Below are 12995 nucleotides of genomic sequence, written 5' to 3'. Positions count from 1 at the left end.
CGCCTCCTCATTAATCCTGTCGGCTGACCACAGGTCAGATATTGCTCGAACGCGCCTTGGTCGTCGTGTCGATCGCCTTCAGCGTCGCCGCGTCGCGGTCATAGACGTCGTCAAAATATTCCACCGCGCCGTCCTTGTTCGGCCAGGCGGTGAAATAGGCGACATAGACCGGAATCTTTGCGGTCACCTTTTCGGCAACATTTTTACCGGCAGCAATTTCCGCATCGACCTGCTGCTCGGATATGCCAAGCACTGCGGCCGCCATCTTGCGCGGCTCCTGCAGGCGCACGCAACCATGGCTGAGCGCACGCATGTCGCGCTGGAAGAAGCTCTTCGACGGCGTGTCATGCATGTAGATCGCATGGGCGTTGGGGAAGAGGATCTTCAGGTCGCCGAGAGCATTGTCGCTCGACGGCGGCTGGCGCACCGAGATGTTCTGGGTCGAGCCGAACCAGTCGACGCTGGACGACGGCATGACCCGGCCGTTGACGGCGACTTCATACCCCGTGCGATCGAGATAGCTCGGATCCTGACGCAGCTTCGGCAGCATCTCGTTGACGATGATCGACTGCGGCACGCCCCAATAGGGGTTGAATTCGACCGTCTGGATCTGGTCCTGGAAGAAGAAGGTCTGATGGGCCTTGGCACCGACCACCGCACGCATCGAGAACTGCTCGGCGCCTTGATCGTGGTAATAGACACGGAAGGCCGGCTGGTTGATGAAGACGTAGCGCTGGCCGAGATCGTCCGGTAGCCAGCGGGCCTGTTCCATCGCCACGACGACCTTCTGGATCTTGTCCTGCGGCGTATGGCCGGCCATCCGGCGAAGCGTCGCGTTTCCGATCACGCCATCGGCCTTCAGGCCCATCTGTCCCTGGAAGGATTTGACCAGTTCAACGAGTTCCGGCGTGTATTCCGGCGTCTGCTGATAGGCGGCAAGTGTTGCGGCATGCGCGGTCTTGAGTGCCTCGGAACCGCGCTTCTGGATGACGGCGATGATGCTCGGAAGATCGGCGCTGCTGTTGCCCGGCTTCAGCAGCATGGTATCCGGCAGGGCGATCTGCTCGCCGGCATCGATGGCTTCGGCCTTGAGCTTGGCAAGCTCCGCCTTGAGCGCGATGAAATTCGGACCCTTGGGCGCAAGACCGCCGAGATAGGCCGAGGCATCGGTGCCGTTGGCGGCGGAGGCCAGAACCTGCTGCAGGTTCACGTCCTTGCGCTTGAAGTCGTGATAACCGGAAATCGCGTTGGGATCGATGCGACCGCGGACCATGTCCTGCGCGAACATCATCACCTTGGCCGAAAGCGCCAGCTCGAACTGCATCAGCGCCTGTTCGTGGTTCGGCGCCGGGCTTGCTTCGGCGGCAACCGGCTGAGCGGCGACATCGGCGGCGGCCGTTTCGGTCGTGCCATCAGCGGTGGTTGCACCCGTGGATGCGGCCTCGGCGGAAACCGGTGCAGCGACCGGCGCGACGCTTGCCGTGGTCAAAGACGGTGCGGAGACGAGGTAATCGGCCGGGTCGAGGCCGTATTCATCGGCCTTGGCAAGCAGGGCCAGTACGCCCCTCGCCTTGTCGTTGATATCGTCCTGCGCCATCCAGAGCGGCTGCTGGGCCTTGGCGTAATAGGTTTCGAGCGCTGCGGCGATATCGGTCGGTGCAGCCACCTTGGCGGAAACCAGCGCATGCATCGGAGTATTGGCAAAACCAGCCGTTCTTACCAGGCGTTCGCTATCGGCCTTGTAGGTGTAATAACGCGGACCGGCGACCTTGGGCAAAGGCTCCGGATCGGCAAGCGACCGCTCGCTCGGCAGATTTTCCTGAGCCTTGGCGCTGGCCTGGGCCGTGCCACCCTTGCCGGGGCCACCGCGCAGAAGATCCATCAGCGTGATGGCATGGGCGGGCGCGGACGTCCCGGCGAAGATGGAGATACCCGACATGAGCGCAACCGCGACCGACGTCTTCCTGTATGTGTGCTGCAATGTAGTCCCCGTGACCTTGCGTCCGCGTCTCATTTGCGGGCTCGAATTCAATATCACGCCATCTAGCCGATCGCGTGAGAGATGAAAAGAAAACGGTCGTTCACATCTCGGTTCCAGCGAACAGAAATAAGCGACGCACCGAATAGAGCAAAGGTTAAGAAATTATTGGTTAATTTTTTACTGACGAGTCGCATTCGAGCGTCATTGATCACAGTCGGTGCAGTGCATAAAACGGTCCGGCGTGTCATTGAGGACACGCTGGCGCGCTTGCAAAAAGCCCAAACGGCAGCTTGCGGACGTCCGGCAATCGTATAGTAATGCGCCGCGCCGGCGCAGTCTGCGGCCCTCATATACTTCAAGGGCGTACCGCCGGCGGGAGCATCAGGGAGAAAAGGCAGCGACAATGGCATCGACCCGCACCGAAACCGATACATTTGGCCCGATCGAGGTCGCCAGCGACCGTTATTGGGGCGCACAGGCACAGCGTTCGCTCGGCAATTTCAAGATCGGCTGGGAAAAGCAGCCGCTCGCCGTCGTGCGCGCGCTCGGCATCGTCAAGCAGGCGGCAGCCGTTGCCAACATGCAGCTTGCAGGTCTCGACAAGACCACCGGCAAGGCGATCATCGACGCTGCCCAGGAAGTCATCGACGGCAAGCTCAACGATCATTTCCCGCTCGTCGTCTGGCAGACCGGTTCCGGCACGCAGTCGAACATGAATGCCAATGAGGTGATCTCCAACCGGGCGATCGAAGTGCTCGGCGGCGTGATGGGCTCCAAAAAGCCGGTTCACCCGAACGACCACGTCAACATGAGCCAGTCGTCGAACGACACCTATCCGACGGCCATGCATATCGCCTGCGTCGAGACAATCGTCCGCCACCTGATCCCGTCGCTCAAGCATCTGCACGAAGCCCTGGAAGCCAAGGTCAAGGCGTTCTCGCACATCATCAAGATCGGCCGCACCCATACGCAGGATGCGACGCCGCTGACGCTCGGCCAGGAATTCTCCGGTTATGCCGCACAGGTCGCCTCGGCGATCGCCAATATCGAACTGACGCTGCCGGCCCTTTCCAAGCTTGCCCAAGGCGGCACTGCAGTCGGTACCGGCCTCAATGCACCGATCGGTTTTGCCGAAAAGGTGGCCGAGGAAATCTCGAAAATCACCGGCCTGCCCTTCGTTACCGCGCCGAACAAGTTCGAGGCGCTCGCCTCGCATGATTCCATGGTATTCGCCCACGGCGCCATCAATGCTGCCGCAACCGCGCTGTTCAAGATCGCCAACGACATCCGTTTTCTCGGCTCAGGTCCGCGTGCCGGCCTCGGCGAACTGTCGCTGCCGGAAAACGAGCCGGGTTCGTCGATCATGCCGGGCAAGGTCAATCCGACCCAGTCCGAAGCGCTGACCCAGGTCTGCGCCCATATCTTCGGCAACAATGCTGCCTTGACCTTTGCCGGCAGCCAAGGCCATTTCGAGCTCAACGTCTACAATCCGATGATGGCCTACAACTTCCTGCAGTCGGTTCAGCTGCTCGGAGACGCCGCCGTTTCCTTCACCGACAATTGCGTCGTCGGCATCGAAGCCCGCGAAGACAATATCAAGAAGGGCGTCGAAAATTCGCTGATGCTGGTGACGGCACTCAATTCGAAGCTCGGCTATGATATCTGCGCCAAGATCGCCAAGACCGCTCACAAGAACGGCACGACCTTGCGCGACGAGGCGGTCGGCGGCGGTTACCTGACGAATGAAGAATTCGACCAGTATGTCCGCCCGGAAAACATGATCGGCCCGAAGTAAAAGCTCCGCGCGATCAAGACCGCATTCCGGCGCAATGCCGGCATGCGGTTCTGGAATACCGCAAAATACGCGCATAGAGCGTATTTTATGCTAAAATTCAAATTTTCAATATAATAGTATTTTATCTGCCATCATATTGTTATATAAAGATTTTTAGAACATTCAAAATCTTTTTGCGGTTGCGTCAGTGAAGAATTCAAAAACAAAGATTTAATTCTTTTCGAACACTTTTAATCTAAGAATTCGAAATATTCAGTGTTGTGGGGTCAAACTGGGGGTCGTCGATGACGACGGTATCTGCATCGAAGCCGCATGCCGGTGATCTGATGGGGCAGATTGTTTATGCGGTACGGTCGATGGGCGCATCGCCCATTCCGCGTAACTATCAGCTATTTTATGAAGCCTATATCGGATCCAATCCAGATCTGACTCGGGATCTTGCGGCGCTCGGCAGCCGTGCGACCCAGGAGGATCTGGACAAAATCTCCGAGCAGTATCTCGGCGCTCCTCAAGCGGCCGTGATCGAAAAGGCCAATGACCGGATACTTAGCGAGCTCGACGCGCTGCTGAAGCTGCTTCGGCAGGAACAGAATTCGCTCGAAAGCTATGGCAAGCTGCTCAGCGAGACGGCTACCCGGATCAACTCCAAGAACAGCTTTTCGACAGATATCATCCGCAGTGCGATCAGTCTGCTGCACCAGGCAACCGACGACAAGGTGGCGCATGGCGAGCGCACCGTCGACGACATGGTACAGCGCTCCAACGAGATGGATCAGGTGCGGCGCGAGCTCGACGAGTACAAGCGCATCGCCAATACCGATTCCTTGACGCGGCTTGCCAATCGCCGCGCCTTCGATGAACGGCTGGCGCAATCCTTCGACAGCCAGACGGCGCTACCGCTCACCGCACTGGTGCTGGCCGATATCGATAATTTCAAGAAGATCAACGACAATTACGGCCATCCGGTCGGTGACAAGATTTTGGCGACGGTCGCCTCGGTGCTGCGCGCCAATGTCCGCAAGGACGTGTTCGTCGCCCGCACAGGCGGCGAGGAATTCGCCATCATCGTCGAGGGCAATACGCCGGATGAAGTGATGGTGATCTGTGAGCGGGTGCGGCGGGCACTGGAAACCCGTCTGTTCCGCAATTCCCGCTCGGGCGTGAATTACGGGCCGGTGACGATCTCGCTCGGTTATTCGATGGCCGTGCAAGCCGCCGATCCGGGCGAACTTTATGCGCAGTCGGATGCGGCGCTCTATTATGCGAAAAACAGCGGGCGCAACCGCAGTGTGTTCTTCGAAGAAAGCATGAAGAACCACTACATCAGCAAGAACTGGCTGATCTACAAGAAATAGGGTCAGGCCTTCGGGCCGCCTTCCTCCCTTGACCGCCCGTCTTCCTACCACATGGTCTTGGCAGCCCGCGCCGGCCATTCGCGATCGTAGGTGTCGCGGTCGAAATCCGCCTTCGCTGCCTGCAGCAACTGACCGGGCGTCGGCAGGCTTTTCGGATCGACGAAACGCTCGGCATTCCAGAGTTCGGAACGCATCAAGGCACGGGCACACTGGAAATAGACTTCATCGATCGTTACCACCGTCACCGTGCGCGGATGCCGGCCGTCTATCTCGAAACTCTCAAGCAGCGACGATTCGGCGGAAACCACCGCCCGGCCGTTGACCCGCATCGCCGTGTTGGAACCGGGGATCAGGAACATCAGCGCCACCCGCGGATCGCGGACGATATTGAGCAGCGAATCGACGCGGTTATTGCCGCGCCAGTCCGGCAGGAGAAGGGTCGCCTCGTCCCTCACTCGCACGACACCACCGAGATCGCCGCGCGGCGAACAGTCCAGTCCTTCGGGACCGACGGTCGCCAGCGCCACGAAGGGCGAGACCTCGATCATCTGCCGGTATTCGCACGTCAGGGTCTGCGTCACCTTGGCCGTGGACGCCTCGCTGACCCCATCATAGATCTCCCTCAGTTGCTCGACCGAAGTGATGATCCCGCTCAATCCACTCAAGTTGCAGCCTCCTGTGCACCAGCCTGTTCCGCTGCGCGTCTTTCCCGTGCCCGGCCGGTGCGGGCGGCAATGACGTCGGCAGGCTGGGCATTGCCCTTGATCAAGGAGCGCCCGGCATAAATGCCGCCGACCTGTTCCAATGCGAAGCGCTCGCGGTCGGTTTCGCGGAATTCCTCGATGATCTGCGCCACCAGTTCCTCTTCCTCGCCCAGCACGTTCAGCACCTCGCTGCCGAAATCGAGCGCCGATTCGTAGGTTTCGCGGATCTGGTAATCGACACCGGCCTTGAGCAGATCGATCGCATGGCCGCGGTCATAGGCGCGGGCCAGCAGCGGAACCATCGGAAACTCCTCCTTGACGATCTCGGCAGTCTTCACCGCCGCGTCCTTGTCGTCGATACACAGAAGGATCGCCTTGGCGGTTGCGGCACCTGCCGCATGGAGGATTTCTGGACGGGACCCGTCGCCATAATAGACCTTGAAACCGAAATCGCCGATATCGCGGATGGCCTCGGCATCCTTGTCGATGATCGACAATGTATAACCGCGCGCCAGAACCGGCTGGCTGACGATTTGGCCGAAGCGGCCAAAGCCGATCATCAGCACCGTTCCCTCTATATTTTCCGGCGCATCGAGGCCGCTCGTGTCGACCTGCGGTTTGGGCGCGATGCGAACGTAGACGGCAACCACCAGCGGCGTGACGACCATCGACAGAACGATCGTCGCCGTCAAAAGCGCATTCGTCTCGGCGTCGAGAATGCCGGCCGAAGTGGCGGCAGCGTAAAGCACGAAGGCGAATTCACCGCCCTGGGCCATCAGGATCGCCCGTCCGACGCTTTCGGCCTGCGGCGCCCCCATCAACCTTGCGACCGCGTAGATCACCAGCGCCTTGACGATCATATAGGCGATCACGGCAAGGATGACGTGCTGCCAGTTGGCGGCGATGACGGCGAGATCCACCGCCATGCCGACGCCGAGGAAGAACAGGCCGAGAAGGATGCCGCGGAAAGGTTCGATATCGGCCTCCAGTTGATGCCGGAAGGATGATTCCGACAGCAGCACACCTGCCAGAAATGCGCCCATGGCCATCGACAGCCCGGCAAACTCCATCAGCAAAGCCGAACCGAGGACAACGAGTAGTGCTGCTGCCGTCATCACCTCGCGGGCGCCTGAATTGGCAAGCAGGCGGAAAAATGGATTGAGCAGGTAACGCCCGGCAACAACCAGCGCCACCAGCGCGGCAAACCCGATGCCGACCGATTGCAGCCGCTCGATCAGCGAAACGGTTTCGCCATGCGAGGCAAGCAGCGCGACGATCGCCAGAAGCGGCACGATGGCCAAATCTTCGAACAGCAGAATGGAGACGATATGCTGGCCCTTCGGCGTGTGGAGATGATTGCGCTCCTGCAGCATCTGCATGACGATCGCCGTCGAGGTCAGCACGAAACCGGTTCCGGCGACGAAGGCAACCGGCGCGACCTGGCCAAACGCCATGCCGACCGCCATCAGCGCAACGATACAGGCAATCACCTGAAAGGCGCCGAGGCCGAAAATATCCTTGCGCATGTTCCACAGCCGCGATGGCTGCATTTCCAGTCCGATGATGAACAGGAACATCACCACGCCCATTTCGGCGATATGGAGGATGGCCTGCGGGTCGGAAACAAGCTTCAGCCCGAACGGGCCGATGACGAGGCCGGCGGCCAGATAACCGAGGACGGAACCCAGCCCGATCTTCTTGAACAGCGGAGCGGCAATAACCCCTGCCCCCAGAAGCGCCACGACCTGGACCAGTTCACTCGCGTTTGATTCTGCTGCCACCCGGTTTTTCCCCTTCAGATTGTTTCGTTAGCGCGCGCGCATGACACTGTCGCGACTTAAGCCCTTAGCGTCCAGTTCCTGCTCGTATTGTCGAAACAGATTGTCGCCATCGATGCCGAGCTCTCGCAGATAACGCCAGGTATAGATACCGCTGTCATGGCCGTCGTCGAAGGCGATGCGGACGGCATAGTTTCCGGCGGCAACAATATTGCCGATCGTCACCATGCGCTTGCCGGGAACCGTCACCTTCTGGCCGGGACCATGGCCCTGCACTTCCGCCGAGGGTGAAAGCACCCGCAAGGTCTCGGCCGGCAGCGCGAAACTTCTGCCGTCGTCGAATGACACGGTCAGTGTCCGCTTGTCCTCGGAGAGGCGCAGTTCCGTCGGCCAGCTTTCGTCAATAAGCTCACTCATATCCGCTCTTTCAATTTCACCGGTCCAGGATTATGGATTTCGTCAATTCGCTGCAACCCTGTCCGTCGCGCTGATTTGATCCAAGTACAGCCCGCTTTCCAGAGGTAAAGCTTGACGACGATCACGTTGATCACCAGATTCCGGGGATCAGGAGTAAGTTGATTTGAATTCCTTAGTCACGCCGCCATTGGCAGTCAGTCCGGCCTCGAAGCAGGCGCCGATGATCGATCCGTTCGGCCGCGCGGTCAGCTATCTGCGTGTCTCGGTGACAGACCGCTGCGATTTCCGATGCACCTATTGCATGGCGGAGAACATGACGTTCCTGCCGAAAAAGGATCTCCTTACGCTGGAAGAGCTCGACCGGCTCTGTTCCGCCTTCATCACCAAGGGCGTGCGCAAGCTGCGTCTCACCGGCGGCGAGCCGCTGGTGCGCAAGAATATCATGTTCCTGGTCGAGGCACTCGGCAAACATGTCGAAGCCGGACGGCTGGATGAACTGACTTTGACCACCAACGGGTCGCAGCTTGCCCGTTATGCCCAGCAATTGCATGACAATGGCGTGCGCCGCATCAACGTGTCGCTCGATACACTCGATCCGGTGAAGTTCAAGACGATCACCCGATGGGGCGATTTTTCACGGGTGATGGAGGGTATCGATGCGGCGCAGAAGGCCGGCATCCATGTCAAGCTCAATGCGGTTGCGCTGAAAGACTTCAACGAGCTGGAAATTCCGGAGATGATCCGGTTCGCGCACGACCGCGGCATGGATCTGACGCTGATCGAGACCATGCCGATGGGCGAGATCGAAGAGGACCGCACCGACCGGTATCTGCCGCTGTCGCAGGTGCGCGCCGGGCTGCAGGAACAGTTCACGCTTGCCGACATCCCTTACATGACCGGCGGCCCTGCCCGTTACGTCGAGGTGAAGGAAACCGGCGGACGGCTCGGTTTCATCACGCCGATGACGCATAATTTCTGCGAGAGCTGCAATCGCGTCCGTCTCACCTGCACAGGCACGCTCTATATGTGCCTCGGCCAGAACGATGCCGCCGACCTTAGAAGCGCGCTGCGCGCCTCGCCAGATGACGACTATCTGGCGGCGGCGATCGACGAGGCGATCACGCGCAAGCCGAAGGGCCACGATTTCATCATCGACCGCACCCACAAACGCCCCGCCGTCGCCCGCCATATGAGCGTCACCGGGGGGTGACGCAATGGACTTGCGGCGGCTGGTCGATGCGGTCAATCGAGCTCCCAGATCAGATCTGCCAGATCGCGCAAATGGCCGATTTTCTGTTGCCAGCCGGTCAGGGCGACGTTTCTGAGGTCGCTGGCGCGGTGCAACAACATCAGTAGGAAGAGACGCTGTCTCCATTCGGAGTTGATGGCTGAAAGAGCGTAACCATAACCTTCAAGAAGGTGTGCCATCCGCCTCGGCCGCCCCGCCGCCATGAAGGCGCTCGGACCGAGAAGATCGTATTCGGCAGGTCCGGTCATCACGTCACCGAAGTCGAACAGGCCGGCAATCCGCCACCGCCCGTTATCCTCGGCCAGAAGGAAATTCTCCGGGATGTATTCGCCGGTCAGGATTGTGGCCGGCCTATCGATCCTTGCCAGCGCATCGGCGCGCTCCAGCATGCCGTCCAGATCGTCCAGGAACCGCGTTTCGAGCCCGCGGCCGGCATGCCAGGAACGGCATTCGGCAATCCGACGGGTGATGAGGTCGGGCCATGCCGGCGGAATATCGGCGATCGGACCGGGCGCTACCGACTGCACTTCGGCGATCGTCTCGCCGATACCAGCCAGCACGAGCTCCTTGTCGCTCTCGCCAAGCCCCGGCCAGACGGCCGACCCGACCACGCCTTCAAGCCTCGTCATCAGGATATAAGCCCAGCCGTCGATGTCATCGGCGGCAACGATCTGCGGGATGGCAACGCGGAGCTTGCCGGCAAGCTCTGCCAGCGTCCGGTGCTCGACCTCGTATTGGCGTCGATAGAGCGGCGGATAGAGTTTCAGGATGATCCCGTCATCGATCTCGACGACAAGGTTGGTGCCGGTGGCAAACGGCCGACAGGTCGCGCTCCGCAAGCCGTGACGGCCAGCAATGGCGCGCACCGCTGCAAGCCAGCCGGACGATTGCTGCCGCCAGGCTGCAAAAGCCTCGTCGCTGGCGATGTCAGGAAACAGCAAGGGCATGGCCCGACTCCATCACGCTTTCTCCATCAAACTTTCCGCATCCACGAGTTACAACGGCAAAGGCCGCAGACGTGTGCCTGCGGCCTTCATCCTGATCGGTATGCCGTTCAGGCCGCATCACTGCGGCGATAATGACGCTGGCCGGACTGCGCTTCTTGCCCATAGGCGCCGGTGCGGAAACGGCCGATCTTCTGCGTCAGATCCTCGACGCGATGGCGAAGACCGCGGATCTCGGCATTGTTTTCCTCGACCATGGCGGCATTCTGCTGGGTGATCAGCTCGACATCGTGGACAGCTTGGGTGACCTGGGTGATGCCGGTCGACTGTTCGGCGGCGGCCGACGAGATCTGTGCCACGAGTTTGCGCACGTCACTGACATGGGCGATGATCTTCGTCAGCGCCTCACCGGTCTCCTCTACCAGATTGACGCCGCTTTCGACCTGGGTGGCGCTTGCGGAGATCAGCTGTTTGATCTCGCGGGCAGCACCGGCACAACGCTGAGCCAGCTCGCGGACTTCCTGGGCGACGACGGCGAAACCGCGACCCGCCTCGCCGGCACGGGCGGCCTCGACGCCGGCGTTGAGCGCGAGAAGATTGGTCTGGAAGGCGATCTCGTCGATGACGCCGATAATCGTGGCGATCTTGTTGGACGACCGGCTGATCTCGGCCATGGCACCGACGGCGCGGGCGACAACCTCGCCCGAGCGAACGGCAAATTCCTCCGTCTCGTTGACCGACTGCGAGGTTTCCTTCGCATTGGCCGCCGTGCCGCGCACGACATCGCTGAGGTGGCGGAGTGCCCTCGAGCTTTCTTCCAGTGCAGCAGCCTGCTGTTCGGTGCGGCGGGCAAGATCGTCGGCGGAGGACGACAGGTTGGCGGTGCCGCCATTGATCTCATGGGCAGCGAAACCGACTTCCGAAAGCGTCGCACGCAGGGCTTCGACGGCCTGGTTATAGGTCCGTGCCATGACGACGAAATCCTCAGGCAGGTTTTCGTCCATGCCGGTGGCGAGATCGCCTTCGGCAAGGTTGCCGAGAACACCCGAAAGCGCCGTCAATGCATGTTCCTGTTCGGCCGCGACCCTTGCGCGTTCAGATGCCTGACGTTGTGCCGCGGCAGTGGATAGCTCGCGGGCAGCAGCAGCCTCCTGTTCCAGCCGGATATTTTCCTTGGCGGCATCGCGGAAAACGGTCACCGAGCGAACCATTTCACCGATCTCGTCGCCGCGTTCACGACCCTCGATCGCAACCTCCAGATCGCCATCGGCGAGCCGCTTCATCACTTCGGTGACACGGCGCAGAGGACCGCGCAGGGTCTCGACCAACATCAGGCCGCCGGCGATCGCCAGAACCGTGCCGATCACCATGGCGGCGACCGACAGCGTTGCCGAACGCTCGCTGTCCTGCTTGCCGACTTCCTGGGCCTGGGCGACGAAATCCTTGAGACCTGCCATGCCGGCGGTCAGCGTCGAGGATGCGGCTGCCTTCCTGTTCTGCCAGTCGGCGGCAATGGCGATCAGCTTGGCCGAGGCCGCATCGATCGCGGCCAGATGCGCGTCGACCTTGGCGGAAAATTCGGCCATGGTGACATTGGTCTTGGCAAGTTCGGAGACGCGGGCGCTGACGGCACGCAAATCGGCGGTGCCGGCGATCAGCGGCTTGCGAGCGTCGTCGCTCACCGTGGTACGCAGCCGCTCGACGAGCAGTTTCAATTCGCCGATCCGCCGCAGCGAATCCTCCGTCTGTGCCAGCAGTTCGCGCTGTGCCGCGACATCGCCTTCCAGCCCGACGAAACGCTCGGCCGCGGTGACCGCCTTTTTCGTCGTCAGGCTGTCGAGATCGGCCTGGATGCGCATGAAGGCGCTGGCGCCGAGGCGTGCGGCGCGCGCCTTGTCGGCGACAGGGGCATCCCCTGCAAGGGCGGTTTCGATGTCGGCCGCGGCCTGGCGGGTCGGGTCAAAAATCTTGTCGGTCTTTTCGGAGACCAGGCCCTTGATATTGGCAAATTCGCCGTCGAGCGCATTGAGATAAAGTTTCGCGGTATTGACGGCGCCATCATCGCTATCGGCACGGCGCATGGCATCGCGCAGATTGGCGATGCGGCCGGCAATGGCGTTATAGGCATAAGCTTCGAGCAGCATGCCCTTGGCGAATTTTTCCTTGCCCTCGGTCTGCTTGCGCAACGTGCCGACTTGTTTTGCAACACCGTCACCGAGCGCGCCGATCTCGGACATCGCGGTGGCAATCGCCGTATCGGTCTGGTCGCGCGATGTCTTGACGGCCCAGAGGCCATCGACATGGGCGCGCATGGCGGCGGCCAGCCCCTCAACCGGCGCGATGCGGGCACGATCGTCGTTGGACACGAGCAGGCCCTCAAGCGTTGCGACGCCCGCCTGCTGCTTGTCGATATCCGCCTTCAGGGCAGACATGGTGCGGTCATTGGGGCTTGCCGAAAACTCCTGCAGGCTGGCCTGAAGCCTTTCGAAGTCGCTGATGTTTTCGATCGTGGCGCGGGTGACCGTCATGTGGCCGTTGAGGGTGCTTGCCGTGTAATAACCGGCAAGTCCGACGCCTGCGATCAGTAAGATGAGAGGAATAACAAAAAGAAGAACCTTGGTAACAATCTTGCGGCCCTGCAGAAGGCGATCTACGAACAATTTCATCCCCGTAATTGGCTGCGCGGCAAGGCACGGCGACATCCGTGCGAAGCGAAGCGATTCCAGCGTCATGCGGGAATAGTCGTGCAACCATGTCTACATCTGGTTGAGC

Annotated in this window: 9 protein-coding genes; 3 read left to right on the top strand and 6 right to left on the bottom strand. The window is 60.7% G+C overall.

Going from position 1 to position 12995, the window contains the following annotated elements; translation table 11 throughout:
• Positions 1–34: 34 nt before the first annotated feature.
• A complete protein-coding gene (locus AC2GXZ_RS14650) occupies positions 35–1939 on the bottom strand; it encodes a L,D-transpeptidase family protein (protein ID WP_483759892.1) in 1905 nt (634 codons plus the stop codon).
• Between the two features lie 445 nt (positions 1940–2384).
• On the opposite strand from AC2GXZ_RS14650, the gene fumC reads away from it, so the two are divergent.
• A complete protein-coding gene (gene fumC, locus AC2GXZ_RS14645; protein ID WP_483759891.1) occupies positions 2385–3776 on the top strand; it encodes a class II fumarate hydratase in 1392 nt (463 codons plus the stop codon).
• 284 nt (positions 3777–4060) lie between these two features.
• Positions 4061–5131, top strand: a complete 1071-nt coding sequence (locus AC2GXZ_RS14640; protein ID WP_483759890.1) for a GGDEF domain-containing protein — start codon at positions 4061–4063, stop codon at positions 5129–5131.
• A gap of 44 nt (positions 5132–5175) precedes the next feature.
• On the opposite strand, the gene AC2GXZ_RS14635 is transcribed toward AC2GXZ_RS14640, so the two are convergent.
• Genes AC2GXZ_RS14635 through AC2GXZ_RS14625 form a run of 3 tightly spaced genes read right to left on the bottom strand, consistent with a single transcriptional unit; the run spans position 5176 to position 8018 of the window.
• Positions 5176–5787, bottom strand: a complete 612-nt coding sequence (locus AC2GXZ_RS14635; protein ID WP_483760261.1) for a pyridoxamine 5'-phosphate oxidase family protein — start codon at positions 5785–5787, stop codon at positions 5176–5178.
• Positions 5788–5792: 5 nt separating this feature from the next.
• Entirely contained in the window at positions 5793–7616 is a 1824-nt protein-coding gene (locus AC2GXZ_RS14630; RefSeq protein ID WP_483759889.1) for a monovalent cation:proton antiporter-2 (CPA2) family protein, read from the bottom strand.
• Between the two features lie 27 nt (positions 7617–7643).
• Positions 7644–8018: a gamma-butyrobetaine hydroxylase family protein gene (locus tag AC2GXZ_RS14625; RefSeq protein WP_483760260.1), complete on the bottom strand. Its 375-nt coding sequence runs from the start codon at positions 8016–8018 to the stop codon at positions 7644–7646.
• Between the two features lie 232 nt (positions 8019–8250).
• Between AC2GXZ_RS14625 and moaA the strand changes: the two genes are divergently transcribed.
• Positions 8251–9240 carry a GTP 3',8-cyclase MoaA gene (gene moaA / locus AC2GXZ_RS14620; protein WP_483760259.1) on the top strand — a complete coding sequence of 330 codons (990 nt, stop codon included), beginning with the start codon at positions 8251–8253 and terminating at the stop codon, positions 9238–9240.
• 32 nt (positions 9241–9272) lie between these two features.
• Here moaA and AC2GXZ_RS14615 read toward each other — a convergent pair whose 3' ends face one another.
• Together AC2GXZ_RS14615 and AC2GXZ_RS14610 are read right to left on the bottom strand one after the other, a co-directional pair.
• Positions 9273–10226 (bottom strand): phosphotransferase family protein, encoded by a 954-nt coding sequence (locus AC2GXZ_RS14615; protein WP_483759888.1) that lies wholly within the window; start codon positions 10224–10226, stop codon positions 9273–9275.
• 107 nt (positions 10227–10333) lie between these two features.
• A complete protein-coding gene (locus AC2GXZ_RS14610; RefSeq protein WP_483759887.1) occupies positions 10334–12889 on the bottom strand; it encodes a methyl-accepting chemotaxis protein in 2556 nt (851 codons plus the stop codon).
• Between the last annotated feature and the right edge of the window lie 106 nt (positions 12890–12995).

This window comes from Aliirhizobium sp. YIM B11859 (assembly GCF_057163345.1).
The sequence above is the reverse complement of the archived record's forward strand: the minus strand, read 5'-3'. Positions and strand labels throughout refer to the sequence as shown.